Below are 23,384 nucleotides of genomic sequence, written 5' to 3'. Positions count from 1 at the left end.
CCGACGGACACACGGGCGGCGGTGGGGAGGATCTCGGCGTTACGCGCTGCCGGTGTCCGTGTACGAGACGGCCGCGGCGCGGACGTCGTCGATGCGGTACCGGTTGGCGGCCTCGACGGCCTTGGAGCGGTCGAGGGTGCCTTCGCCGGCGAGGGCGGACAGCACGGCGACGACGATGGATTCGGCGTCGACGTTGAAGTACCGGCGGGCGGCGGGGCGGGTGTCGGAGAAGCCGAACCCGTCGGTGCCGAGGGTGGTGTACGAGCCGGGGACCCACTGGCGGATCTGGTCGGCGACGGCGCGCATCCAGTCCGAGGCCGCCACGAACGGGCCGGCGGCGTCGGACAACGCCTGCGTGACGTAGGGCAGCGGGGCGTCGGTGCCGGGGTCGCGCAGGGCCTGCTTCTCCCGTTCGATGCCGTCGCGGCGCAGTTCACCCCAGGAGGTGACCGACCACACGTCGGCGGCCACACCCCACTCGTCGGCGAGCAGCTGCTGGGCCCGCAGGCCCTCGGGCATGGTGACTCCGGAGACCAGGATCTGCGCCTTCGGGCCCGATGCCTCGGACTTTTTGAACAGGTACATGCCCTTGAGCAGGCCGTCGACGTTGAGGTCGGCGCGTTCGGCGGGCTGGGAGTAGGGCTCGTTGTAGAGGGTGATGTAGTAGAAGATGTCCTCGCCACCGAACCCGTCCACCCCGTCGGTGCCGCCGTACATCCGGCGCAGCCCGTCCTTGACGATGTGCGCGATCTCGTAGGAGAACGCCGGGTCGTAGGCGACGGCGGCCGGGTTGGTCGAGGCCAGCAGCAGCGAGTGCCCGTCGGCGTGCTGGAGGCCTTCGCCGGTGAGGGTGGTGCGGCCGGCGGTGGCGCCGAGGACGAAGCCGCGGGCCATCTGATCGGCCGCCGCCCACAGGCCGTCGCCGGTGCGTTGGAACCCGAACATCGAGTAGAAGATGTACAGCGGGATCATCGGCTCACCGTGGGTGGCATAGGAGGTGCCGACCGCGGTGAACGAGGCGGTCGAGCCGGCCTCGTTGATGCCCTCGTGCAGGATCTGCCCGATCTCCGATTCCTTGTAGGCGAGCATCAGCTCCGCATCCACCGCGGTGTACAGCTGCCCGTTGCGGTTGTAGATCTTCAAAGAGGGGAACCAGGAGTCCATCCCGAAGGTGCGGGCCTCGTCCGGGATGATCGGGACGATCCGCTTGCCGATCTCCTTGTCCCGCAACAGCTCCTTCATGATCCGCACCAACGCCATGGTGGTCGCGACCTGCTGCTTGCCGGAGCCCTTGCGGACCACGTCGTAGGTCGAGTCCGCCGGCTGCGGCAACGGTGCCGGGCTGGTGCGGCGCTGCGGCAGGAACCCACCCAACGCCTTACGGCGGTCGAGCATGTACTGGATTTCCGGGGCATCGGGGCCGGGGTGGTAGTACGGCGGCATCTTCGGGTCCTTCTCCAACTCTTCGTCGGAGATCGGGATGCGCTGCAGGTCCCGGAAATTCTTCAGATCGTCGAGGGTCAGCTTCTTCATCTGGTGGGTGGCGTTGCGGCCCTCGAAGTGCTTGCCCAGGGTGTAGCCCTTGATGGTGTGCGCCAGGATCACCGTCGGCTGCCCCTTGTGCGCCATCGCCGCCGCGTACGCGGCGTAGATCTTGCGGTAATCGTGGCCGCCGCGCTTGAGGTTCCAGATGTCGCGATCCGAGAGGTTCTTCACCAGTTCCTTCGTCCGCGGATCCCGCCCGAAGAAGTGCTCGCGCACGTACCCGCCGTCGTTGGCCTTGTACGTCTGGTAGTCACCGTCGGGGGTGACGTTCATCAGGTTGACCAGGGCGCCGTCCCGGTCCGCGTGCAGCAGTGCGTCCCACTCGCGGCCCCAGACCACCTTGATCACGTTCCAGCCGGCGCCGCGGAAGAACGACTCCAACTCCTGGATGATCTTGCCGTTGCCGCGGACCGGGCCGTCGAGGCGCTGCAGGTTGCAGTTCACCACAAACGTCAGGTTGTCCAAACCCTCGGTGGCCGCCACATGCGCCAGACCGCGGGATTCGGGTTCGTCCATCTCCCCGTCACCCAAAAACGCCCACACGTGCTGATCGGAGGTGTCCTTGATGCCGCGGTCGTGCAGGTAGTGGTTGAACCGGGCCTGGTAGATCGCGTTCATCGGGCCCAACCCCATCGACACGGTCGGGAACTCCCAGAAATCCGGCAGCAGCCGGGGGTGCGGGTACGACGGCAACCCGCCGCCCTGATCGGCGTGCGAGTGTTCCTGCCGGAACCCGTCCATCCGCTCCGCCGGGATCCGCCCCTCCAAGAACGCGCGGGCGTAGATGCCCGGCGAGGCGTGGCCCTGGATGAAGATCTGATCCCCACCCCCGGGATGGTCCTTGCCGCGGAAGAAGTGGTTGAACCCCACCTCGTACAGGGCCGCCGACGACGCATACGTCGAAATGTGGCCACCGACCCCGACGCCGGGGCGTTGCGCGCGGGTCACCATCACCGCCGCGTTCCACCGGATGAACGCCCGATACCGGCGCTCGGTCTCCTCGTCGCCGGGGAACCACGGCTCGTTCTCCGTCGGGATGGTGTTCACATAATCGGTCGACGTCAACGCCGGCAACGCGACGTGCTTCTCCCCGGCCCGCTCGAGCATCCGCAACATCAGATACCGGGCACGGGTCGGTCCGGACCGGTCCAACAGTCCGTCGAACGATTCCAACCACTCCGTGGTCTCGTCCGGGTCGATATCCGGCAGATAAGACGCAACACCCTCACGGATGACGCGAACGCGGCCGTCGGAACCCGGGGTCGCACTGGGGTTGGAAGGTTGGGCCGCTCCGGCGCCGGGTGTGGCGGAATCCGGTTGAGACGCGGGTCCCTGGATCAGGTCTGACAACGTTGCTCCTCATTGTGGTGGGACGCGCGGTGTGGCGTCCTCTCCATGCGATCGCGGCCTTGTTAGGCCCGACCCATCTCCTTTATGAATATGGCGCGACCCTCATCTTTCACCATCGCGGCCCAGTCGGCACACTGTGCTCGGGTTACTCTTCGGTAGCGTTTGCGCAGTTCCGGGGCCGAATGTTGAACTTATCGATGCCGTCGAAAACATGGGGGAGACGAATGCGCACGTCGACGCGCCGCTGGGGGCCCGCGAGCGCTGCCGTCGCGGCGATCGTCGGTGTGGGCGTCATCGCCGGATGCGGCGGCGAGATCGAGGGGACCGCGCAGCAAAACGATTCTCAGGCCGCCGAGTACGCCGCAGAGGCGACGTCCTCGTCGGTGGCCGCGTCGTCCTCGCAGAAAGCCGCGGCCGAGCGGGAGGCGCTCGTGGAGCAGTGCACGATGTTCGTGAACCGCGCCGGCGACACCATCGACAGCTACAACGCCTTCATCGACGCCGCCAACGCCGAGGCCGCGGACACCGGTGCGAAGGCGAGCGCCGCGGCGGCAGCCCTCCGGGCGGCGGCCGACGGGGCCAGTGCCGCCACGCCCGCGCTTCCCGCGGAGCTGACCGGACTGCTCACCGATTACGCGAACAATTATCGGGAACTTGCGATCGCCGTCGACGGCGGGCAACGCGGTGACATTCTGAACACACTCGCCAGCCGTGGAGACGAGCTCAGCGACTCGATTCGGGCAGCCTGCCCCACATCGTGACTCCCGCACCGTAGGCTCGGTCGATGACCACGCATCACTACTTTCTGAGAAAAATTCGCGTGGTCGGCTTGCGCGAAAGCGCTCGAGCATGTTCGCTTTCACCTAATTGATCTTCATCCGGCAGGTGTTCGGGTATCCGAGCACCGTCAACAAAAGGAGGACCCCACCGTGGTCGCCGCGGCGGACGCCCAAAACTACGCTCAGAAACTCGGGATCACTGCCGACATGGCGGTACAGGAACTGGGCTGGGACGAGGACACCGACGACGACCTGCGTGCCGCGGTCGAGGACACCATCGGTGGAGAACTGCTTGACGAGGATTCCGACGAGGTGATCGACGTCGTGCTGCTGTGGTGGCGCGACGAAGACGGAGACCTCGTCGACGCCCTCATGGATGCCATCGGCCCCCTGGCCGACGAGGGATTCGTGTGGGTCCTCACCCCCAAGACCGGTCAGCCCGGTCACGTCGAGCCCAGCGAGATCGCCGAGTCCGCACCTACAGCCGGTCTCACCCAGACGTCGGCGGCAAACCTCGGGGACTGGTCGGGAAGCCGTCTGGTTCAGCCGAAGTCGCGTCCCGCGAACAAGCGCTGAACAGTCTCACCTTTTCGTTCACTCACCGAAGGATCACGTCATGCCGCTCGAGGTGGGCACCACCGCCCCCGATTTCACCCTCAAGGACCAGAACAATCAGGAAGTGACGCTTTCCGATTACCGCGGAAAGAAGAACGTCCTGCTCGTGTTCTACCCCCTCGCGTTCACCGGAACGTGTCAGGGTGAACTCTGCAAGGTTCGCGACGAACTGCCGAAGTTCGAGAACGACGAGACTGCGATTCTCGCGCTCTCCGTCGGTGCGTCGCCGACACACAAGATCTGGTCCGCCGAGCAGGGATACACCTTCCCGCTGCTCGCCGACTTCTGGCCGCACGGTGCGGTCGCGCAGCAGTACGGCGTCTTCAACGAGAAGCTGGGCTTCGCGAACCGCGGCACCTTCGTCATCGACAAGGAAGGCGTCATCCGGTTCGCCGAGATGAACGGGCCCGGAGAGGCCCGTGACCAGGGAGCTTGGGAGAAAGCGCTCGCCACGCTAGAGTCCTGATGCGCATCCGGCGAGGTTCTCGCCGGATGTTCGGGCGTGTAGCTCAGTGGTAGAGCTCTGGTTTTACACACCAGCGGTCGGGGGTTCGAAACCCTCCGCGCCCACCGTCAGGCAAGGCCCCGATCTGCGTTTCCGCGCGGGTCGGGGCTTTCTCCGTGTCGGTGTTGACCGTGGTCCGCGTTCGACTGCCGCTCACCTCGTCTCACTCCTCGGTGAGCTCCATGAGCTGCTCGGCGGCGGTGGTGTTGCCGTTGTCGGCGAGGCGGCGGAGTTCGTTCATGTCGCCCAGTTCCGTGGCGAGTTCGATGAGCTGGTCGGCCGCGTCGGAGCTGCCGTTGTCCGCGAGCCGGCGGAGTTCGTCCATGTCACCCCGCTCGCCGGCGAGCTCGATCAGGATGTCGAGCGCGGTCGAATCACCGTTGGCCGCCTGCTCGCGCAGGGCGGACAGTTCGAATTCAGTCATGGTGGACATCCTCTTCTCGATCGAGTTTCCTCGTGTGCCGATCCCGGACCTCGTCGCGATGCGTGTGCCACTCGTCCAGCAGCGCCGGAAGTCGCTCGCTGAGGAAGTCGGCCAGCGCGACCATCTCTTCGAGCGGGGCGCGACGTTCGGGTGGGGCGTCGGCCAGCAACGCCAATCCCTCCCGGAACAGCGCCGCGTGCTCCCGGTGCAGGGCGGAATCGAAGTTCTGCGGTTGCTGACTGGCCGGGTCCAGGCTCACCCGGTCCACCCGCTCGCCGGCCACTCGGGTTCGCCGCGCCATCCGATAGCCCTCGAGCAGCTTGACCGCCCCGGTGATGGCGCTCCGGCTCGCCAGCAACGCCTCGCCCAGTTCGTCGATCGTCTGCTGCGGCGGATCGCAGACGAACAGGTACCCCAGCAGCCGTCCCGCCATCGGCGGGAATCCGTATCGGCGTGCGTAGAAACGGCCGACGTGGTCGGCGAATATCAGCTGTGTGTCGGACGGCACAGTATCGAAAATAGCAGTTCTGACTGACATGACACAGATTTGTGTTATTTCAGTTCCGCTGCGGTCCTGTGACAGGTTTCGTGGAGTTAACCTGTTCATCGCCCGCGGCTTCGCCTGCAGTGGCATATTCCTGACATGCCCAGGTACAAGGTGACGCTGCGCAACGGCACGTCGAGCGACAAGACCTTCGAATCAGACTTCCAGGCCGTCAACGAGACGCACCGGCCCACCGAGACCGGGGCGGGCATCGTGAAGATCGACCGCTACGAGGAGAGCGGGGAAGTGACCGGCGTCTGGTCCGCTCCCACCACGAGTCGCACGTCCCGCACGTAGCGCGTCAGGTCGCGTCGCGCGAGGTCGCGGAGCCGCGGCGATCGAGTTCGGCCTCGTACGCTGTGATCCGGCTGGTGACTCCGCGGACCGTTTCGCAACCGTAGTCGTTCGCGATCGACTCGCCGAGCAGTGCTCGGTGCTCATCCAGCTGGGCGAGCAGTTCGTCGTCGCCGAGCTTCGTCAGGTCGCTGCACACCTCTCGATCGTCCCAGGCGCAGTCGGCGAAACCAATGCCTCACATGAATTTCCACCGGACGCGCAGAACCCCGCCGGGCCACGTGGGTGTGTTGAGTCAGCACCGAAGATGTGAGCAGGGCGGGGCCGTGCGCCGCCCCTGAATGGGGGGAACGAGGCGGCATTTACCATGGTAGGCGCAATAAAGGGCGCTTGGCGAGATACTCGGCAGAGTTTCAGGAATCAGACATGCCGACCGGAACGGGTGCGTCGTTCGCAGCCGCCGACGGATTGGTGAGACGCACACGCTGTTGCGCGGGATTCCGGCGAATCGGCGCGCAATTGTGCCCTCGGCTAGCGCGCGCGAGTGCCCGGACCCACCGTGTCGTAGGCCTCGGCGAGGAGCGCCGCCAGGGTGTCGTCGAGTTGATCGTCGGAGGTGATCGTCAAACGGTGGGTGATCACCGTCTTCGTCGTGGGAAACGCCTCGCGGAGCTGCGGGTGATGGACGCGGCGACGCAGGTCGAGGGCGATCTCGAGCCGCGACGAGTAGATGAACGCGGCAGCGAAGACACGGGCACGAGCCCACGCGATCTCGGTCCGGTGGACCCGTTCGTCCACCTCGCCGCACGCGAGAACGAGGTCACGGAACTGCAGCAGGCGCTCGGTGGCGTCCGGGTTCTTGCCTGCCAGGTACTCGTCGATCGCGGCATTCATGGGACGCTCCTTTACATCGACTGCAACGTTAGTTGATACAAATATCGGCGTGCATCGAACCTCCCGTCCCGCCACCGCGCGTGCTGCAGGCCTGCTCCTCGGCTTCGCCGCCGACCGCGTGTTCGCCGATCCGGCCCGGTGGCATCCCGTGGCCGGATTCGGACGCACCGCAATGGCATTGGAGAAGGCGACGTACCGTGACTCCCGGTCGGCCGGGATCCTGCACGTGGCCGTCCTCGTCGGCGGAGCGGCGGGGCTGGGGGTCGCCGCGACGCGGATCGCGCGGCGCGGGGGATGGCCAGGCGAGGTAGCCGGAACGGCCGTCGCGACATGGGCCGTGCTCGGCGGGACGTCGCTGGGACGGACCGGATCGAGCATGGCCGCACACCTGGAGGCGGACGATCTTGCCGCCGCCCGCGCCCTGCTGCCGTCGCTGTGCGGTCGCGACCCCAGCGTGCTCGGCGTCGACGGGCTCACGCGGGCGACGCTGGAGTCGGTCGCCGAGAACACGTCCGACTCGGCGGTCGGGGCATTCGTGTGGGGCGCCGTGGCCGGAATTCCCGGACTGTTCGTCTACCGGGCGTCCAACACCCTGGACGCGATGGTCGGGTACCGCTCGCCGAAGTACCGCAACTTCGGATGGGCGGCGGCGCGGTGGGACGACGTCCTCAACCTGCTGCCCGCCCGCCTGACGGGTGCGCTGTCGGTCGTAGCCGCGCCGGCGGTCGGCGGGTCGCCGAACGAGGCGTGGGCGGCGTGGCGACGCGACGCGTCCCAGCACCCCAGCCCCAACGCGGGCGTCGCGGAGGCCAGCGCGGCGGGCGCACTCGGGATCTCACTGGGCGGGCGCACCGAATACGCGCACGGCGTCGAGATGCGACCCGTCCTCGGCTCCGGGCCGTCGCCCCTGCCTGTCGACCTCGACCGTGCGGTGCGGCTGTCCGCGGCGGTGCAGGGGGGTGCGGCGCTGGTGTCAGCGGCCCTTGCCGTAGCGGTCGGCCAGCTTCGCTTCCGCCGCCGTCCGCGGCGCTGACTCCACCGGCCTGCTTCGGGTGAACGGCTTCTTCCGGGCCACCGGTGCGGGAGCCGCAGCGGAGTCGTCGGAGGTCTTCGCGGACTTCTCCTTGCGGCGTTCGCGCCACTCCGCGCGGATGAAGTAGGCCAGGCCGAGCGGGGCCATGATGCCGAACGCCAGCCACTGCAAGCCGTACGACAGGTATGGGCCGGCGTCGAGCTGGGGGAGCGGGATGGTGCCGAGGCCGCCGGGCTGATCGGGTTCGAGTTGTACGTACGCGTCGACGAGATCGGTGCCGATGAAACCGCCGATCTGACCCGCGTCGATGTAATACACCTGGCGGAGCCCGTTCTCGTCGATCGGATCCTTGCCTGCGATGGTGCCCTCCGACTTGCGGACGCGACCGTCGAGCGTCACCTGCCCGGCCGGCGGCGGATCCACCGGCGGCGGCTCGGTTCCCTGGAGGGGGCGGACGTAGCCGCGGTTGACCAGGATCGTGCGACCGTCGGTCAGTTGCAGCGGGGTCAGGACCTCGTACGCGGGCTGCGATTCGATAGACCGCAACCGGACCAGCAGGTCACTGTTCTGGACGTAGGACCCGGTCGCGGTGACGCGGCGCCACTCGTCGTCCGGATTCGGGGCCGCGCCGGACAGCAGGGTCTCCAGCGGGACGGGGTCGGCGTCGACCGAGTCGGCGATCAGCTGGTTCCGGTGCTCCGTCGACGTGTTCTTGCCGAGCTGCCACGGCGCGAGCACGTAGAAACACATGAATGCGAATCCGGCGACCACCAAGGCCAACACCAACCAGCCGGGTCGCAACAAAAATCTCAGCCTTCGCACGCCTCCACGGTAGCCGCTCGCAGGTGGGGACCCTGATCGTGGGTTACCGGCTGCGCACCCACTCGAGCAGCCCGGGCACCGCGGCCTCGATCTGCAGACGGACTCGCTCGAAGTCCTCGAGGTCGCCGTAGAACGGGTCGGGGACGGACGACGTGTCCGCATCCGGGTCGAAACTGCGCAGCAACCGGCGGCGCTCGTCGGGCACCCCCATGTGGGCAAGCTCACGGTCGTGGTTGGCCGCCAGTGCGACCACCAGATCGGCGCCGAGATGGAACGGTCCGACCTCCGCGGCCGTGTGGCCCGTCGGGTACCCGTTCAGCTTCAGGGTCTCGTTGGTGCGGATGTCGGCCTCGCGGCCGACGTGCCAGCCGTGGGTCCCGGCGCTGCTCACCATCACCCGGTCGTCGAGGGCTTCCCGGCGGAGGTGTTCGGCGAAGATCTTCTCAGCCATGGGGGAGCGGCAGATGTTGCCGGTGCACACGAACGTCACGTGCAGCGGGGTGTCAGGCTGCGGCATCGAGCAGCTTCCCGAGGTGGGTGACGGTCTCCGCCGTCGTGTGCGCGCGCTCGGCCTCGGCCGGGAAACCGTAACCCCACTCGACGAACACCGCGGGGATACCCCAGTGCGCGGCACCGAGGACGTCGTGGTCACGGTCGCCGACCATCAGGACGTCGGGGGTGGCGCCCTCGGTGGCGGCGACTCCCAGGTTCCGGAGGGAGTGGGCGATCACGTCCGACTTGGCGCGGCGACTGCCGTCGTCGCTGGCACCGCCGATGAACTCGAAGTAGTGGGCCAGCTCGAAGTGTTCGAGGATGCGGATCGCGAACCGTTCGGACTTCGACGTGGCGACGGCGAGCCGTCGGCCGCTGTCGCGGGCGTCGATCAGCACCTTCTCGATGCCGTCGAAGACGGCATTCTCCGCCCACCCCACGCTGTCGTAGCGCTCGAAGTAGGCCGCGATCGCCTGCTGCACGACGTCTTCGTCCAGCCCCATCGACCGGAACGTGTCGATCATCGGCGGGCCGATGACGGCGTCGATCATCTCGTCGGTCGGTTCCGGCTGCCCGACCGTCGCGAGCGCATGACGGAACCCGGCGTGAATGCCGGGCGCGGAGTCGGTGAGCGTGCCGTCGAGATCGAACAGCACGATCGGAGCCGACAGGGCCGAAGGGGCGGAGGACAGGGAGGTGGAGAGAGATGTCACCGGACCATTGTCCCTTAGGCTCGACGGTTGTGGACATTCGTGCCGGTACCCGGGAGAGCCTGCGTCACCACGGAGACGTGGATGCGGGGCCCGGTCTCCTCGATTTCGCAGTGAACGTGCAGGGCGAAGGGCCCCCGGAATGGCTGCGACTGCGCCTCGCGGACACGTTGCCGCGCCTGGGCTCCTATCCCACCGTCGGGGCCGATCGCGTCGCCCGGACCGCCGTCGCCGCCCGGCACGGCCGCTCGCCCGAGGAGGTGCTGCTCCTCTCGGGTGGGGCCGAGGGCTTCTCCCTGCTCCCGCGGCTCGGGGTCCGGGAGGCAGCACTGATCCACCCGTCGTTCACGGAACCGGAGTGGGCGCTGCGGGAGGCGAACGTGCCCGTCACACAGGTTCTCCTCGACGATCCGTACGTCCTGGATGCCGCCGCGGTCCCCGACTCCGCCGACCTGGTGGTGATCGGCAACCCGACCAACCCCACCTCGGTGCTGCACCCGGCGGAGGAGATCCTGCGGCTGCGCCGGCCCGGCCGGATCGTCGTGGTCGACGAGGCGTTCGCCGACGCGGTGCCGGGCGAGGTCGAGTCGCTCGCCGGTCGTTCGCTGCCCGACGTGCTGGTGCTGCGCAGCCTCACCAAGACGTGGGCACTGGCCGGGCTGCGCTGCGGATACGCGCTCGGCTCCCCGGAGATCCTCGAACGTCTGCAGGTGGGGCGGGCGCACTGGCCACTGGGAAGCCTGCAGGTGGAGGCGATCGCCGCATGCAGCGAACCGGACGCCGTCGCCGCCGCCCTGGAGCACGCCGTCGTGCTGGGTGCGTGGCGGGACGACATGATCCGCCGGTTGAACGAGATCGGCGTCGCGGTGCACCAGCCCGCCGTCGCACCGTTCCTGCTGCTCCGACTGCCGGACGGCGAACTCGTGCGGAAGCAACTACGCGAGCGGGGCATCGCCGTGCGTCGGTGCGACACGTTCCCCGGACTCGGTCCCGATTTCCTCCGGGTCGCGGTGCGACCCCGCGAGCAGACCGATGTCCTGATCGACGCGATGAAGGAGATCCTGTGAACCCGGTGCGTCTCGCCGACGTGATCGCGACCCTGGACGCGGCGTACCCGCCCGCCCTCGCCGAATCGTGGGACTCCGTCGGCCTCGTATGCGGCGACCCCGACGACACGGTGACGACGGTGACGATCGCGGTCGATCCGACCGCCGCCGTCGTCGACGAGGCGATCGACGCCGGCGCCGACCTTCTCCTCGTCCACCACCCGCTGCTGCTGCGCGGCGTCGACACCGTCGGCGCGCACACCCCGAAGGGCGCACTCGTCCACAAGCTGATCAGGGCCGGATGCGCCCTGTTCACCGCGCACACCAACGCCGACTCCGCGGACCCCGGCGTCTCCGACGCCCTGGCCGCGGCGCTCGGACTCACCGTCACCGGACCGATCGACCCACACCCCACCGAGAACCTGGACAAGTGGGTGGTCCTGGTCCCGGCCGGCGACGCCGACACGGTGCGCCGCGCCCTGTTCGACGCGGGCGCCGGGCACATCGGCAACTACCGCGACTGCAGCTGGTCCGTCACCGGGCAGGGCCAGTTCCTCCCGACCGACGGCGCGAACCCCACCCTCGGCGCGGTCGGTGCGCTCGAACGCGTCGAGGAGAGCCGGGTGGAGGTGATCGCCCCGCGCGGCATCCGGCAGAAGGTGCTCGCCGCGATGCGCGCCGCCCACCCGTACGAGGAGGTCGCGTTCGACGTGTTCGAGATGGCGACGTTCCCCGGACCCCGCGGACTCGGGCGGGTCGGGGAGCTCGCCGAGCCGCTGTCGCTGCGCGACTTCACCGACCGGGTGGCGGACGCGCTGCCCGCCACGACGTGGGGTGTACGGGCCGCGGGCGACCCCGAAGCCACGATCCGCACCGTCGCGGTGTGCGGCGGCTCCGGCGACTCGTACCTGGACGCCGTCTCCCGACTCGGCGTGGACGCCTACGTCACCGCCGATCTGCGACACCACCCGGCGGACGAGCACCTGCGCGCCGGAGGTCCGGCCCTGATCGACGTCGCGCACTGGGCGAGCGAGCAGCCGTGGTGTGACCAGGCCAAGGGCGTCCTCGACACCGCGTTCGGCCGCACACCGGAATGGCAGGTTCGGGTGTCGGCCGTACGGACCGATCCGTGGTCGGTCAGCGCGTCGCCGTCGTAGCGCCGTCCGGCCGAAACCCGTGATCCGCCGGGGTACGGTTGACACCCAGCAATCTGCACACCAGAACCCTTCACAGAAGACAGCAGGAGTTACCACGCGTGAACGTCGAACCACAGGTGCAGTCCAAGCTTCTCGACCTCGCCGGCGTCGATGCGGAGCTGTCGAGGATCGCCCACCGACGCACCGCGCTTCCGGAGCGCCAGGAAGTCGAGCGGCTCGAGGCGGAGCGCGTCACCCGTAAGGACGCGGCAGTGGCCGTCGAAATCGTCCTCGACGATCTCGACCGCGACATCCGCAAGCTCGAAGGTGAGGTCGACGCCGTCCGTCAGCGCGAGGACCGCGACCGCACGCTGCTCCAGAGCGGAACGGTCGGATCGAAGCAGCTCACCGAACTCGAACACGAACTCGGCAGCCTCGTCCGCCGTCAGGGACTGCTCGAGGACGAATTGCTCGAGGTGATGGAACGGCGCGAGGCGTCGCAGTCCGACCACGACCACGCCGGTGCGCAGCTGTCGCAGATCGAGGAAGACCTCATCGACGCCGGCCGCCGCCGGGACGACGCCGTCGCGGATCTGGACGCCGCCGAGCAGCGCTGCATCCGCGACCGCACGGCGCTGGCCGACCAGTTTCCCGCCGACCTGATCGCCGTCTACGAGAAGCAGCGCAGCCAGAACGGTGTCGGAGCGGCACTGCTGCAGGCCCGGCGCTGCGGAGCGTGCCGCATCGAACTCGACCGCGGCGAGATCTCCCGCATCACCGCCTCGGCGCCCGACGTCGTCGTGCGCTGCTCCGAATGCGGCGCGATCCTGGTGCGCACCAAGGAGTCGGGTCTGTGAGTGCCGGTCGGGTCGTCGTCGAGGCAGACGGTGGTTCGCGCGGCAATCCCGGGCCGGCCGGCTACGGCGCCGTGGTGTTCGACGCCGCCAACGGCACCGTTCTCGCGGAACGCAAGGAAAGCCTCGGGATCGCCACCAACAACGTCGCCGAGTACCGGGGCCTGATCGCCGGTCTCGACGCCGCCGCCGAACTCGGCGCATCCGAGGTGGACGTGCGGATGGACTCCAAACTGGTGGTCGAGCAGATGTCCGGGCGCTGGAAGGTCAAGCACCCGGACATGATTCCGCTGCAGCGCCAGGCGTCCACACTCGCCCGGAAATTCGATTCTGTGACGTACACCTGGATTCCGCGGGCGGAGAACGCGCACGCCGACCGCCTCGCCAACGAAGCCATGGACGCCGCCGCCGGCAATGCCGACGGCGAACCGGAACCGGCTGCCGTCCCGTCGGAGAAGACCACCCCCGCGGCACCGGGCTGGATGGACACGACGGGCGCCCCGACCCGGATGCTGCTGCTCCGGCACGGGCAGACCGCGCTGTCCGTCGACCGGCGGTACTCGGGTCGCGGGAACCCGGCCCTCACCGAGGTCGGTCAGGCCCAGGCGAACGGCGCGGCCGCCCGCTTCGCGGGCAACAACGGAATCGCGGCCGTGGTGTCGTCCCCGCTGGGGCGCGCGCAGCAGACCGCGACGGCGGCGGCGAAGGTGCTCGGACTCCCGGTCACCGTGCACGAGGGCCTCACCGAAACCGACTTCGGCGAGTGGGAGGGCCTCACGTTCCGGGAAGCTGCCGAGCGCGACCCCGAACTGCACCGCAAGTGGTTGTCGGACACGTCGGTGTGCCCGCCCGCGGGGGAGAGCTTCGACGAGGTGCGGGAGCGCATCCTGAAGGTCCGCGACGACCTCACCGCCTCCTACGCCGGCTCCACGATCCTCGTGGTCACCCATGTGACCCCCATCAAGACCCTGTTGCAGTTGGCGCTCGACGCGGGACCCTCGCTGCTGTACCGGTTGCATCTGGATCTGGCGTCGCTGAGCATCGCCGAGTTCTATCCCGACGGCGGCTCGTCCGTCCGCCTGGTCAACGACACCTCCCACCTGTGAGTACTTGTTAACCGCCCGCGGTTAACAAGTACTCACAGGCCCAGAGGGCAACGACCGCGGCGAGCAGGGTCAACGGCGTGGTCACCAGCGCGAGAACCGTGAACGTCCGGAGATCCGCGGGAGATCCGGCTCGCGCGGCCACGCGCCGCCACAGCATGATCGCGAGCGACCCCACGTAGGTGAGGTTGGGGCCGAGGTTCACACCGAGCAGCATCGCCAGCACGAGTCCCGTCGGAGCGTGCGGTCCGAGCGCTGCCAGCAGGAGCAGCGTGGCGGGCAGATTGTTCACCAGGTTCGCCGCGACCGCGGCGACGACGGCCATCGTGAGCAGCGCCGTGAACGACGTGTCGGTCGGCAGCCGCCCGGCGATCCATTCGCCGATCGGACCGTTCGCCACCCCGGCCACGACGACGCCGAGGATCAGGACGAACGCGCAGAACCACACATCGATCGAATACACGATCCGTCTCACGCTGGTCCGGCCGTCGCGCAGGGCGACGACGCCCAGCACGATCGCCCCCGCCGCGGCCACCCACGCCGGTGCGACCCCGACGAAGCCGGACACCGCGAACCCCAGGAGTGTGGCCGCGATGATCGACAGTGCGGCGACCGGCGCCTGCGGATCACGTTTCGGCTCCGGCTCGGCTTCGGGCCGGACGAGGTGACGCCGGAAGAACACGCGGAACAGGATCAGTTCGACGACGATCGCCACCGCCCACGGCAGGGCCATCACGGCCGTGAAATGCAGGAAGGTCAACCCGGTCGCCGAGAACGCGATGAGGTTCGTCAGGTTGGACACGGGCAGCAGGGTCGACGCGGTGTTCGACAGGTGAGCCGTGGCGTACGAGTGGGGGCGCGGATCCATTCGCAGGGAGCGGGCCGTGGCGATCACCGCCGGTGTCAGCAGGACCACCGTGGCATCGAGACTCAGCACCGCGGTGGTCAACGCCGCCGCTCCGAACACGAGTGTCAGCAACCTCTTCGGATCCCCCCGCGCCCCGCGCCGCAACCGGCCCGCGATCCAGGTGAACACCCCCATGGCGTCCGCGAGGTGCGCAAGCACGAGGATCGCCGCCAGGAACCCGACGGTCGGGGCCATCTCCGACACTTCGTCCCAGGCCTCCGACGGCGTCACCAGGCCGGTGGCCAGGACGACGACCGCAGCCGGTGCGGCCGCGACGATCTCGGGCAGCCTGCGTGGGCGTACGACGGCGAAGACGAGGACTCCGGCGACGAGCGCCACCGCCAGAACTGTCACCGAGGGGTCACTTCAGGAGCTTGTGGAGGGTGCGCAGATTCCGGGTCGTGGTGAACGCCTTGAGCTTGGGAGCGCCCGTGCTCTTGCCGAACCTGCTCTTGAGCGTCATGCCCCGTTCGACTTCCCAGTACAGGACGCCGTCGCCGGCCTGCACCCGTTCGACCTCCGGATCCAGCTCGTCCTGGATGCTCAGAAGTGTGTCCAGGACCTCGCGTTCGGGCGTCACCAGCACGTACGGGTGCCATCCCTCTCGCTCGGGGTCGAACGGGTAGTCGTCGACGATCTTCCGGACCGTGTCGAGGTCGAGGACGAAAACCCAGGCTTCGTAGTGGAATTCGGCACGCAGCCCGGCTTCGATCTCACTCTTCAGTGCGGGGACGTCGTCACGGTCGGAGTCGAAGAGCACGTTGCCCGACGCGAGAACGGTCTTCACGTTCTCGAATCCCAGATCGACGAAGGTGCTGCGGAGGTCGGCCATCTTGATGTTGATGCCGCCCACGTTGATACCGCGCAGGAGGGCGGCGTATCGGGTCATGAACAGACCATAGTGCGGCGGCATGACACGTTCGCACGGACTGTAGGCTGATCGGGCGGACGAGTTGGCCGGGCGACCGCGGCACAGGGAACCAGCACTTCAGTGCACAGGCCCTGAGTCGAGGAAAGTCCGGACTCCACAGAGCAGGGCGGTTGTTAACGGCAACCCGAGGTGACTCGCGGGACAGTGCCACAGAAAACAGACCGCCGACGCCACATCCTCCGGGGTGCGGCGTCGGTCAGGGTGAAACGGTGCGGTAAGAGCGCACCAGCACCCCGGGTGACCGGGGTGGCTAGGTAAACCCCGCCCGGAGCAAGGTTGAAGGCCGCACCGTTTCCTCCGGGATCCCGGTGCGGCTGCGCAGGTGTTCGAGGGCTGCTCGCCCGAGCCTGCGGGTGAACCGCTCGAGGTACCCGGCGACGGTGTGCCCAGATGGATGGTCGCCACCCGGCGCTTCGGCGCTCGGGGACAGGATCCGGCTTACACGCCAACTCGTCCGCTTCACTCGTGCGCCGGTCGGCGAGGTCGGGAACCCGACTGGCGAGTAACAAACAGACCGGTTAGCATCTTTCCCGCATCGGCCCGACCGACCCGAATCGGGGTCGATGTCGGGGCCCGTCGCCCACGACCGTGGGCGATGGGGCCCCACTATCGGGGGCAATAGATGTTACTCGTGATAGCGGTAACATCTGTCCATGGACTTGCCCCACGACATCGCCGGCTCCGGCCCCACCCTGGTACTCGTGCACGGGGTGGTGCATCGCCGGCAGGCCTGGAACGCCCTCCTGGACCAGTTGACGCCCTACCGCCGGGTGGTCACCGTCGACCTTCCGGGGCACGGAGAATCGGCCGCACTCGAAGACGGCCCGGACATGATGGATCAACTCCTCGAGGAACTGAGCGGGTTCGTCCGCTCGGTGACGCCGGCCGGGGAACGCCCGCACGTCGCGGGGAACTCGCTCGGAGGCTGGCTGTCCCTCGCTCTCGCGGCCCGGGGCGAGGTAGCCTCGGCCACGGCCCTCTCACCGGCCGGCTTCTTCGTCAACCACGCCGACCAGGCACGCACCATCTACACGTTCCGTGCCCTGCGCGGACTCGCCCGGGCGATGGGTCCGAACGCTCCGAAGGCTCTGCGATACAAGGCTGTCCGCTATCCCTCGCTCGCCGCCTTCTTTGCCCGGCCCAGCCGGGTACCGTACGAGGACGCCGTGATCGACACGCACTCGCTCACCACGAACGCACTGGTCGACAAGGGGATGACAGCCAAGTTCGATCTCCCGCCGGTCGTCGACGCGACGGTTCCCGTCACCGTGGCATGGGGGCGGCGCGACCTGATTCTGCCGGTGTATCAGGCACGACGCGTGCGCCGATTCTTCCCGCAGGCGCGGATACTGGTCCTGCCCGGCATCGGGCACGTCCCGATGACCGACGACCCGAATCTGATCGGCACGATTCTGCTCGGCGGCAGTTCGGCGAATGCCGGCGACTCCCGGAACTGACCTCGGCCCTACCGCGCCTCGGCGACGACGACGGCGCCGAAACCGAACAGGACCGTTCCGGTGATCCGATCCAGGACCCGTCGCACCGACGGCTTCTCCAGCGTGGTGCGCGCCCGGGTCAGCAGGAGGCTGTACGCGCCGAGCCAGGCGATCCCGAGGAGCCCGTGAACCAGCACGAGCAACGCCAGGGTCGGGGCGGTCGGCCACCCGGGCGGAACGAGTTGCGGGAGCAGGCCGGTGTAGAACACCGCGATCTTGGGGTTCAGGAGGTTCGTCAGGAACCCGGCCCGCCAATTCGATCCCGGCGACGGAACGGGTGCCGGTTCGGCCGCGGCGGTGCGTTGTCGCGACCGGCTGCGCCAGAGGGTGGAGAGTCCCAGATACACCAGGTACATCCCGCCGACGATCTTCACGACGGTGTACGCCTCCGCGGAGGCGGCGAGCACCGCTCCGAGCCCGACGACGGTCAGCGCGCCCCACACCATCAATCCGGCGACCACACCGAATGTCGCCCGCAGCGCGGCGCCCCGTCCACCGGACAGTCCGGCGCGCGTCACCACCGCCATGTCCGGGCCGGGAATGACGGTCAGGAGCCCGAGCACTGCGAACGCGGTCACCACGACACCGATCATGGGGTCAGTATGTCGGGCGCGCTCAGCGCAGTGAAATCCACACCTGCGACTTGCCGAGCACCGCGTGTCCGTCGAACGTCACCGTCAGGTCGATCCGCGCGGTGCCCGCGGCCTCGTCGACCTGCGCGGCCTTCGCGACGACCTCGACGACCGCACCCTCGTCCGGGGCGACGATCACCGGCTTGGTGAAGCGGGCGCGGTATCCGGTGATGCGTGCCGGGTCGCCGAGCCAGTCGACGACGCACTGCGTCGCCAGTCCCAGCGTCAGCATGCCGTGCGCCAGCACACCCGGCAGTCCCACGGCGTCCGCGACGTCGTCCCGGTAGTGAATGGAGTTGAAGTCACCGGACGCCCCGGCATAGCGGACCAGGGATTCGCGGGTCACGTGGTATCGGGATTTGGCGACGGTGTCGCCGAGCATGATTCGCCCCGGGGACGTCATTCCTCCCCCCTGACGAACAGGGTCGACGTCATGGTGCTCACGTGATCGCCTGTGGCGTCGAGGATCTCGATGTCGGCGACGAGCAGCGTGTGCGGACCGCGCGACGTCACGTTCGTGACGGTGAGTACCGCGGAGAGTTCGTCGCCCGCGATGACAGGGCGGACGGACGTGGCGTGTTCGGTGCTGTGCACCAGGTTGACCGGCTCGATTCCCGACGTCGGATCCGCGACGAGTTGCGCCAGTGCACGTTCCTGCACGATGACGGGAAACGTGGGCGGGGCAACGAGATCGGTGTGACCGGCGGCGCGGGCACTGTCGACGTCGAACGACGTCGGGTTGGTGGCGAAGACGGCGCGGGCGAATTCCCTGATCTTCTCGCGGCCGACGAGGTAGGGCTCGGTCGGTGGGTAGACACGACCCTCGATCGCTGGATTCACTGCCATCAGGTCAGCCTAGAGACGTGCAGTCCCCTGGGCAGGGCGAAGCGTTCGGAGAAACGTCACGAATGTGTCGCGGGCGTGCCTGCCCCTTCACGGCGAAGCCCCCGCCGGACGTGTCCGGGCGGGGGCTTCGAGGTATCGACTGATCGATAGCCGTCAGACGGGATCGACCATCAGCAGTTGGGCCCAATAGGTGGCGCCTTCGGCACCGAGGTAGGGAAGTAGCTGATCAAAAATGATCGTTGACATGCTCGCTCCATTCTCTGTTCGGGCACTGCGCCGGGAAGGCGAGCCATCGGCACCGCACTGACCGGCGCCGGGGACCGTATCACCGGACAGGTCTCCGAGGGTAACAGTCTGAGCGTGATCCACAACCCCACACGTCCCACCGGTGCCACACTGAGGGAATGACTGACGAAGATCATCTCTGGTACTACAACGTCGACGACGGCACGGTCACGCAGGGGAAGGCGGCATCGTCGATGTCCCGGATGGGGCCGTACCCCGATCGCGCGTCCGCCGAGAAGGCGCTGCAGATCGCCGCCGAGCGGAACAAGGCGGCGGACAGGGCAGACGAGGAGTGGAACAACTAGCGTTGCGGAAAGGGTGTGCGTGAGGTGCCGATGAGTCGTTTCCTTGCGCGCGGAATCGATTTCGGCACCGTGCGCACCGAATTCCACCTGCCGGAGGGGTATCCGCCAGCGGCGGTCGCGCAGGCGCGGGCGGCGTCCGACCGGTACGCGTCCGAGCGGGAGGACCGCACCGATCTCGCGTTCGTCACCATCGATCCGCCCGATTCCCTGGATCTCGATCAGGCGCTGCATCTGGAGCGGACACCCGACGGATTCGTCCTGCACTACGCGATCGCGGACGTCGGCGCCGTCGTGGAGCCCGGTGGGGTGCTCGACGTGGAGACCCGCAAACGCGGGCAGACGTTCTACCTTCCCGACGGCAAGGTTCCGTTGCACCCGCAGGAACTCTCCGAAGGATCCGCGAGTCTCCTCCCGGACGAGGATCGCCCGGCGGTGGTGTGGCGGATCGAACTGGACGAATCGGCCGAACCGGTGTCCTGCACGGTGTCCCGTGCCACGGTCCGTTCCGTGGCGCGGCTGGACTACGCCGGTGTGCAGGCCGATGCGGAGGCGGGGCGACTGCATCCGTCGATCGCGTCGCTGCCGGAGTTCGGCCGGCTCCGCACCGCGGCGGCGGTGGCGCGCGGCGCGATCGAACTCCGTCTCCCCGAGCAGGAAGTGGTGCCGGACGGGGACGGCTGGCGCGTCGACCTCGCGCCTCGCACCGAGGCGGACGACTGGAACGCCGAGGTTTCGCTCCTCACCGGAATGTGCGCCGCGGCCATGATGCTCGACGCGAAGGTCGGGTTGCTCCGCACGCTGCCGCCCGCCGGGCCGGACGCGGTCGAGGCGCTGCGACGCACGGCGTCGGCGTTGGGGATCGACTGGCCGGAGAGCGTCGGTGTCGGGGAACTCCTGGCGCGGCTCGACCCGAATTCGGCGTCGACGCTGGTGCTGATGACCGAGGCGCCGTCACTGCTGCGGGGGGCGGATTACGCGGCGTTCGACGGCGCCCTGCCCGAATTGACCACGCACGCTGCCATCGGTGCCCCGTACGCCCACGTGACCGCGCCGCTGCGCCGGCTCTCGGACCGGTATTCCACGGAGGTGTGCCTCGCCGTCACCGCCGGAATGCCGGTGCCGTCCTGGGCGCGGGAAGCGCTGGGCTCGATGCCCGAGATCATGGTCGGCTCGGATTCCCTCGCGAGCAAGATCGACCGTGCCTGCATCGACCTCACCGAAGCGACCGTGCTCGCCGACCGGGTGGGGGAGACGTTCGACGCGACCGTGCTGCGGTCACGGAACGGCAAGCGCACCGCGGACGTGTTCGTCCCGTCCGTGTCCGTGATGGCGAAATGCGTGGGCGACCCGGCCGAGGGCGAACAGGTGAAGATCAGGCTCGTGTCCGCCGACGTCGCGAAGCGGACCGTCGAGTTCGGTTACCCCGCATAGCGGGTCAGTCGCGGAACCGGTCCGTTGCCTCGACGAGGTGATGCACGATGCCCGGTTCCATCGCGGAGTGTCCCGCGTCGTCGACGATCTCGAGCCGCGAATCCGGCCAGGCCCGGTGCAGCGCCAACGCACTGGTCGCGGGGCACACCACGTCGTAGCGGCCCTGCACGATCACGCCCGGAATGCCGTCCAGTGCGGCGGCGTCCCGGAGAAGCTGACCCTCGTCCAGGAACCCGCGGTTGTGGAAGTAGTGGTTCTCGATGCGGGCGAAGGCCAGCGCGAACCTCGGCTGGGACGTCTCCACCACCCGTTCCGGTTTGGGGAGCAGTGAACTCGTCGCACCCTCCCACGTGGACCACGCGACCGCGGCCCGCGTCGCGACGTCGGGATCGTCGGAGTGCAGGAGCCGGTGGTAGGCCTCGACGAGGTCGCCACCCCGCTCCGATTCCGGCACCGGCGCCAGGAACTCCTCCCACAGTTCGGGGAACAGGTGTCCGGCGCCGCCGTTGTAGTACCAGTCGATCTCGCTGCGGCGCAGCAGGAAGATCCCCCGCAGCACCAGCTCGGTGACCCGGTCGGGATGCTTCTGGGCGTAGGCGAGAGCCAGTGTGGAGCCCCACGACCCGCCGAAGACCTGCCACCGGTCGATGCCGAGATGGGTGCGCAGCAACTCCACATCGCCGAGGAGACGGTCGGTGGTGTTGACCGACAGATCCGCCCCATCGGCGACGTGGGGTGTGGAACGACCGCATCCGCGCTGGTCGAGCAGTACGATCCGGTACACCTGCGGGTCGAAGAACTGTCGTTGCGCAGGATCGGTGCCGCCCCCGGGCCCGCCGTGGAGGAACACCACCGGCTTCCCGTCGGGGTTGCCGCTCTGCTCCCAGTACATCTGCTGTCCGTCGCCGACGTCCAGATGCCCGAACTGGTACGGCTCGAGCGGCGGGTACAAGGTGCGCAGCTGGGTCACGTCGGCCTCAGAACCCGATCAGGCCGGACGCCAGATCGGGGATCTCCAGCGCGGTTACCGCCTCCTGCCGGATGCCGGGGCAGGCCGCCGTCGTGATCACGTCGATCCGGCCCCGGTCCTGCAGGAAATCGAGCGCGTCGAGGTTGTTCTGCGCGATCCAGGTGCCGACGAGACCGTTCAACCCGGTCTTGCCGATGGTCGGGGTGTAGGTGCGCCAGCTCTGCAACTGACCTTCGAGGTCGGTGCACAGCTGGGCGGCCTGCGCCTCGGTGACGCCACCTGGCACGAGGGCGGTGCCGGGAACCACCGTGGTGGCCGGTGCCGGGGGTGCGGTGCTTCCGGGGGCGGGTGCGGGGCCGGGGCCGGCGCACCCCGTGACGACCGCCGCGGCCGCCACCGTCCCGGCCGCCATCACGGCCAGGCGGTGACGCCGTCCGGTGCCGTGCACGTGTCGCTGTCCCATGAACATCCCCTCGAGTGTGTGCCGGCCCGGTGAGTCGAGGACGACCTAGAAGCTGTGCTCTTCCGCCGGGAACGTTCCGGCGCGTACCTCGGTCGCGTATGCGGCGGCCGCGTCACGCAACTCGTCACCGACGTTACCGAAGCGCTTGACGAACTTCGCCGTCTTGCCGCTGGTGTAGCCGGCCATGTCCTGCCACACGAGGACCTGGGCGTCACACTCGACGCCCGCTCCGATGCCCACGGTGGGGATGGTGAGCTTGCGGGTGACCTGGCCTGCGATCTCGGCGGGCACCATCTCCATGACGACGGAGAACGCGCCGGCCTCCTGCACGGCGATCGCGTCGGCGACCAACTGCTCGGCGGCGTCACCGCGGCCCTGCACGCGGAAACCGCCGAGCGAGTTCACGCTCTGCGGGGTGAACCCGACGTGGGCCATGACGGGGATGCCTGCCGCGGTGATGGCGGCGATCTGCGGCGCGACGCGCTCGCCGCCCTCGAGCTTGACCGCGTGCGCCAGCCCCTCCTTCATGAACCGGGTCGCGGACGCGAGGGCCTGCTCCGGGGAGCTTTCGTAGCTGCCGAACGGGAGATCCGCCACCACGAGAGCGTGCGGCGCACCGCGGACGACGCCGCGAACGAGGGGGAGGAGTTCGTCGATCGTGACCGGGACGGTGGTCTCGTATCCGTAGACGACGTTGGCGGCCGAATCGCCGACGAGGAGAACGGGAATCCCGGCTTCCTCGAAGATGCGGGCGCTGGAGTAGTCGTAGGCGGTGAGCATCGCCCAGCGTTCACCCTCGGCCTTCATGGCCTGCAGGTGGTGGGTTCGGGTCTTGCGCTTGGGAACGTCGTGCGATGGTGCTGATCCGTAGAGCCGATCTTCTGACGTGCTCGCGGACGACTTGCTATCGGACATCGTTGTCCCTTTCTGGCCTCGAGGCCCTTGACGGGTCCCCGGGTGCGGGTGATGACG

Annotated in this window: 28 protein-coding genes, 1 tRNA gene and 1 other RNA gene; 14 read left to right on the top strand and 16 right to left on the bottom strand. The window is 68.5% G+C overall.

What is annotated here, in order from left to right; all coding sequences use genetic code 11:
- Positions 1 to 39 precede the first annotated feature (39 nt).
- The gene (gene aceE / locus ACLIVD_RS24860; protein ID WP_491930813.1) at positions 40 to 2,895 is read right to left on the bottom strand and encodes a pyruvate dehydrogenase (acetyl-transferring), homodimeric type; all 2,856 of its coding nucleotides are present in this window, start codon (positions 2,893 to 2,895) and stop codon (positions 40 to 42) included.
- 224 nt (positions 2,896 to 3,119) lie between these two features.
- Between aceE and ACLIVD_RS24855 the strand changes: the two genes are divergently transcribed.
- From ACLIVD_RS24855 to ACLIVD_RS24840, 4 genes are all read left to right on the top strand, one after another.
- On the top strand, positions 3,120 to 3,656 hold the full coding sequence (locus tag ACLIVD_RS24855) for an Rv2240c family protein (RefSeq protein WP_491930812.1): 537 nt from the start codon (positions 3,120 to 3,122) through the stop codon (positions 3,654 to 3,656).
- A 168-nt stretch (positions 3,657 to 3,824) separates the two neighbouring features.
- Positions 3,825 to 4,250 (top strand): DUF3052 domain-containing protein, encoded by a 426-nt coding sequence (locus ACLIVD_RS24850; RefSeq protein ID WP_005247829.1) that lies wholly within the window; start codon positions 3,825 to 3,827, stop codon positions 4,248 to 4,250.
- A gap of 40 nt (positions 4,251 to 4,290) precedes the next feature.
- The gene (locus ACLIVD_RS24845; RefSeq protein ID WP_005247827.1) at positions 4,291 to 4,755 is read left to right on the top strand and encodes a peroxiredoxin; all 465 of its coding nucleotides are present in this window, start codon (positions 4,291 to 4,293) and stop codon (positions 4,753 to 4,755) included.
- Positions 4,756 to 4,787: 32 nt separating this feature from the next.
- A tRNA-Val gene (locus ACLIVD_RS24840) sits at positions 4,788 to 4,859 on the top strand.
- Between the two features lie 98 nt (positions 4,860 to 4,957).
- On the opposite strand, the gene ACLIVD_RS24835 is transcribed toward ACLIVD_RS24840, so the two are convergent.
- Both ACLIVD_RS24835 and ACLIVD_RS24830 read right to left on the bottom strand, forming a co-directional pair.
- Positions 4,958 to 5,218, bottom strand: a complete 261-nt coding sequence (locus tag ACLIVD_RS24835) for a hypothetical protein (RefSeq protein ID WP_283352601.1) — start codon at positions 5,216 to 5,218, stop codon at positions 4,958 to 4,960.
- On the bottom strand, positions 5,211 to 5,726 hold the full coding sequence (locus tag ACLIVD_RS24830) for a GbsR/MarR family transcriptional regulator (protein ID WP_491930811.1): 516 nt from the start codon (positions 5,724 to 5,726) through the stop codon (positions 5,211 to 5,213). Before ACLIVD_RS24830 ends, ACLIVD_RS24835 begins: the two co-directional genes overlap by 8 nt.
- A 135-nt stretch (positions 5,727 to 5,861) precedes the next feature.
- On the opposite strand from ACLIVD_RS24830, the gene ACLIVD_RS24825 reads away from it, so the two are divergent.
- Positions 5,862 to 6,059, top strand: a complete 198-nt coding sequence (locus ACLIVD_RS24825) for a hypothetical protein (RefSeq protein WP_105422786.1) — start codon at positions 5,862 to 5,864, stop codon at positions 6,057 to 6,059.
- Positions 6,060 to 6,063: 4 nt separating this feature from the next.
- Here ACLIVD_RS24825 and ACLIVD_RS24820 read toward each other — a convergent pair whose 3' ends face one another.
- Positions 6,064 to 6,255 (bottom strand): hypothetical protein, encoded by a 192-nt coding sequence (locus ACLIVD_RS24820; RefSeq protein ID WP_280784846.1) that lies wholly within the window; start codon positions 6,253 to 6,255, stop codon positions 6,064 to 6,066.
- A 332-nt stretch (positions 6,256 to 6,587) separates the two neighbouring features.
- Positions 6,588 to 6,950 (bottom strand): DUF5655 domain-containing protein, encoded by a 363-nt coding sequence (locus ACLIVD_RS24815; RefSeq protein ID WP_280784845.1) that lies wholly within the window; start codon positions 6,948 to 6,950, stop codon positions 6,588 to 6,590.
- A 49-nt stretch (positions 6,951 to 6,999) separates the two neighbouring features.
- On the opposite strand from ACLIVD_RS24815, the gene ACLIVD_RS24810 reads away from it, so the two are divergent.
- Positions 7,000 to 7,983, top strand: coding sequence for a cobalamin biosynthesis protein (locus tag ACLIVD_RS24810; RefSeq protein WP_283352598.1), 984 nt, complete (start codon positions 7,000 to 7,002; stop codon positions 7,981 to 7,983).
- On the opposite strand, the gene ACLIVD_RS24805 is transcribed toward ACLIVD_RS24810, so the two are convergent.
- Genes ACLIVD_RS24805 through ACLIVD_RS24795 form a run of 3 tightly spaced genes read right to left on the bottom strand, consistent with a single transcriptional unit; the run spans position 7,924 to position 10,010 of the window.
- Positions 7,924 to 8,805 carry an SURF1 family cytochrome oxidase biogenesis protein gene (locus ACLIVD_RS24805; RefSeq protein WP_283336587.1) on the bottom strand — a complete coding sequence of 294 codons (882 nt, stop codon included), beginning with the start codon at positions 8,803 to 8,805 and terminating at the stop codon, positions 7,924 to 7,926. The two genes, ACLIVD_RS24810 and ACLIVD_RS24805, sit on opposite strands and share 60 nt — an antisense overlap.
- 43 nt (positions 8,806 to 8,848) lie before the next feature.
- Entirely contained in the window at positions 8,849 to 9,322 is a 474-nt protein-coding gene (locus tag ACLIVD_RS24800; protein ID WP_283336588.1) for a low molecular weight protein-tyrosine-phosphatase, read from the bottom strand.
- Entirely contained in the window at positions 9,309 to 10,010 is a 702-nt protein-coding gene (locus ACLIVD_RS24795; protein WP_283352597.1) for an HAD-IA family hydrolase, read from the bottom strand. The genes ACLIVD_RS24800 and ACLIVD_RS24795 overlap by 14 nt, the downstream gene beginning before the upstream one ends.
- 29 nt (positions 10,011 to 10,039) lie before the next feature.
- Here ACLIVD_RS24795 and cobC point away from each other — a divergent pair, with 29 nt between their 5' ends.
- The 4 genes from cobC to ACLIVD_RS24775 all read left to right on the top strand — a co-directional run bounded on the left by cobC (position 10,040) and on the right by ACLIVD_RS24775 (position 14,149).
- A complete protein-coding gene (cobC, locus tag ACLIVD_RS24790; RefSeq protein ID WP_411194559.1) occupies positions 10,040 to 11,074 on the top strand; it encodes an Rv2231c family histidinol phosphate aminotransferase CobC in 1,035 nt (344 codons plus the stop codon).
- On the top strand, positions 11,071 to 12,210 hold the full coding sequence (locus tag ACLIVD_RS24785; RefSeq protein WP_280784840.1) for a Nif3-like dinuclear metal center hexameric protein: 1,140 nt from the start codon (positions 11,071 to 11,073) through the stop codon (positions 12,208 to 12,210). The genes cobC and ACLIVD_RS24785 overlap by 4 nt, the downstream gene beginning before the upstream one ends.
- Positions 12,211 to 12,308: 98 nt before the next feature.
- A complete protein-coding gene (locus ACLIVD_RS24780) occupies positions 12,309 to 13,046 on the top strand; it encodes a zinc ribbon domain-containing protein (protein ID WP_283352595.1) in 738 nt (245 codons plus the stop codon).
- Positions 13,043 to 14,149: a bifunctional RNase H/acid phosphatase gene (locus ACLIVD_RS24775; protein ID WP_317567659.1), complete on the top strand. Its 1,107-nt coding sequence runs from the start codon at positions 13,043 to 13,045 to the stop codon at positions 14,147 to 14,149. Before ACLIVD_RS24780 ends, ACLIVD_RS24775 begins: the two co-directional genes overlap by 4 nt.
- 7 nt (positions 14,150 to 14,156) lie before the next feature.
- Here the strand turns inward: ACLIVD_RS24775 and ACLIVD_RS24770 are convergent, their stop codons facing one another.
- Both ACLIVD_RS24770 and ACLIVD_RS24765 read right to left on the bottom strand, forming a co-directional pair.
- On the bottom strand, positions 14,157 to 15,407 hold the full coding sequence (locus ACLIVD_RS24770) for an SLC13 family permease (RefSeq protein WP_283352593.1): 1,251 nt from the start codon (positions 15,405 to 15,407) through the stop codon (positions 14,157 to 14,159).
- 7 nt (positions 15,408 to 15,414) lie between these two features.
- On the bottom strand, positions 15,415 to 15,966 hold the full coding sequence (locus tag ACLIVD_RS24765; RefSeq protein ID WP_477953672.1) for a DUF1697 domain-containing protein: 552 nt from the start codon (positions 15,964 to 15,966) through the stop codon (positions 15,415 to 15,417).
- A gap of 36 nt (positions 15,967 to 16,002) precedes the next feature.
- On the opposite strand from ACLIVD_RS24765, the gene rnpB reads away from it, so the two are divergent.
- Together rnpB and ACLIVD_RS24755 are read left to right on the top strand one after the other, a co-directional pair.
- Positions 16,003 to 16,441, top strand: an RNA gene (rnpB, locus tag ACLIVD_RS24760) — RNase P RNA component class A.
- Between the two features lie 196 nt (positions 16,442 to 16,637).
- Positions 16,638 to 17,441 (top strand): alpha/beta fold hydrolase, encoded by an 804-nt coding sequence (locus ACLIVD_RS24755; RefSeq protein WP_280784835.1) that lies wholly within the window; start codon positions 16,638 to 16,640, stop codon positions 17,439 to 17,441.
- A gap of 8 nt (positions 17,442 to 17,449) precedes the next feature.
- Here ACLIVD_RS24755 and ACLIVD_RS24750 read toward each other — a convergent pair whose 3' ends face one another.
- Genes ACLIVD_RS24750 through ACLIVD_RS24740 form a run of 3 tightly spaced genes read right to left on the bottom strand, consistent with a single transcriptional unit; the run spans position 17,450 to position 18,958 of the window.
- A complete protein-coding gene (locus ACLIVD_RS24750) occupies positions 17,450 to 18,073 on the bottom strand; it encodes a LysE family translocator (protein ID WP_283352592.1) in 624 nt (207 codons plus the stop codon).
- A 22-nt stretch (positions 18,074 to 18,095) separates the two neighbouring features.
- The gene (locus ACLIVD_RS24745) at positions 18,096 to 18,515 is read right to left on the bottom strand and encodes a MaoC/PaaZ C-terminal domain-containing protein (protein WP_280784833.1); all 420 of its coding nucleotides are present in this window, start codon (positions 18,513 to 18,515) and stop codon (positions 18,096 to 18,098) included.
- Entirely contained in the window at positions 18,512 to 18,958 is a 447-nt protein-coding gene (locus ACLIVD_RS24740) for an FAS1-like dehydratase domain-containing protein (protein ID WP_280784832.1), read from the bottom strand. The genes ACLIVD_RS24745 and ACLIVD_RS24740 overlap by 4 nt, the downstream gene beginning before the upstream one ends.
- A 404-nt stretch (positions 18,959 to 19,362) precedes the next feature.
- Here ACLIVD_RS24740 and ACLIVD_RS24735 point away from each other — a divergent pair, with 404 nt between their 5' ends.
- Together ACLIVD_RS24735 and ACLIVD_RS24730 are read left to right on the top strand one after the other, a co-directional pair.
- Positions 19,363 to 19,548: a hypothetical protein gene (locus ACLIVD_RS24735; RefSeq protein WP_009473817.1), complete on the top strand. Its 186-nt coding sequence runs from the start codon at positions 19,363 to 19,365 to the stop codon at positions 19,546 to 19,548.
- A 30-nt stretch (positions 19,549 to 19,578) separates the two neighbouring features.
- Positions 19,579 to 20,979, top strand: coding sequence for an RNB domain-containing ribonuclease (locus ACLIVD_RS24730; protein ID WP_283352591.1), 1,401 nt, complete (start codon positions 19,579 to 19,581; stop codon positions 20,977 to 20,979).
- A 4-nt stretch (positions 20,980 to 20,983) separates the two neighbouring features.
- Here the strand turns inward: ACLIVD_RS24730 and pip are convergent, their stop codons facing one another.
- Genes pip through panB form a run of 3 tightly spaced genes read right to left on the bottom strand, consistent with a single transcriptional unit; the run spans position 20,984 to position 23,327 of the window.
- Positions 20,984 to 21,949: a prolyl aminopeptidase gene (gene pip / locus ACLIVD_RS24725; protein ID WP_283336598.1), complete on the bottom strand. Its 966-nt coding sequence runs from the start codon at positions 21,947 to 21,949 to the stop codon at positions 20,984 to 20,986.
- 7 nt (positions 21,950 to 21,956) lie between these two features.
- On the bottom strand, positions 21,957 to 22,418 hold the full coding sequence (locus ACLIVD_RS24720) for a hypothetical protein (RefSeq protein ID WP_283336599.1): 462 nt from the start codon (positions 22,416 to 22,418) through the stop codon (positions 21,957 to 21,959).
- Positions 22,419 to 22,457: 39 nt separating this feature from the next.
- Positions 22,458 to 23,327 (bottom strand): 3-methyl-2-oxobutanoate hydroxymethyltransferase, encoded by an 870-nt coding sequence (panB, locus tag ACLIVD_RS24715; RefSeq protein ID WP_105422819.1) that lies wholly within the window; start codon positions 23,325 to 23,327, stop codon positions 22,458 to 22,460.
- Positions 23,328 to 23,384: the final 57 nt, after the last annotated feature.

The organism is Rhodococcus sp. G6(2025), from assembly GCF_058628105.1.
This window is presented reverse-complemented; position numbering and strand designations above follow the sequence as displayed.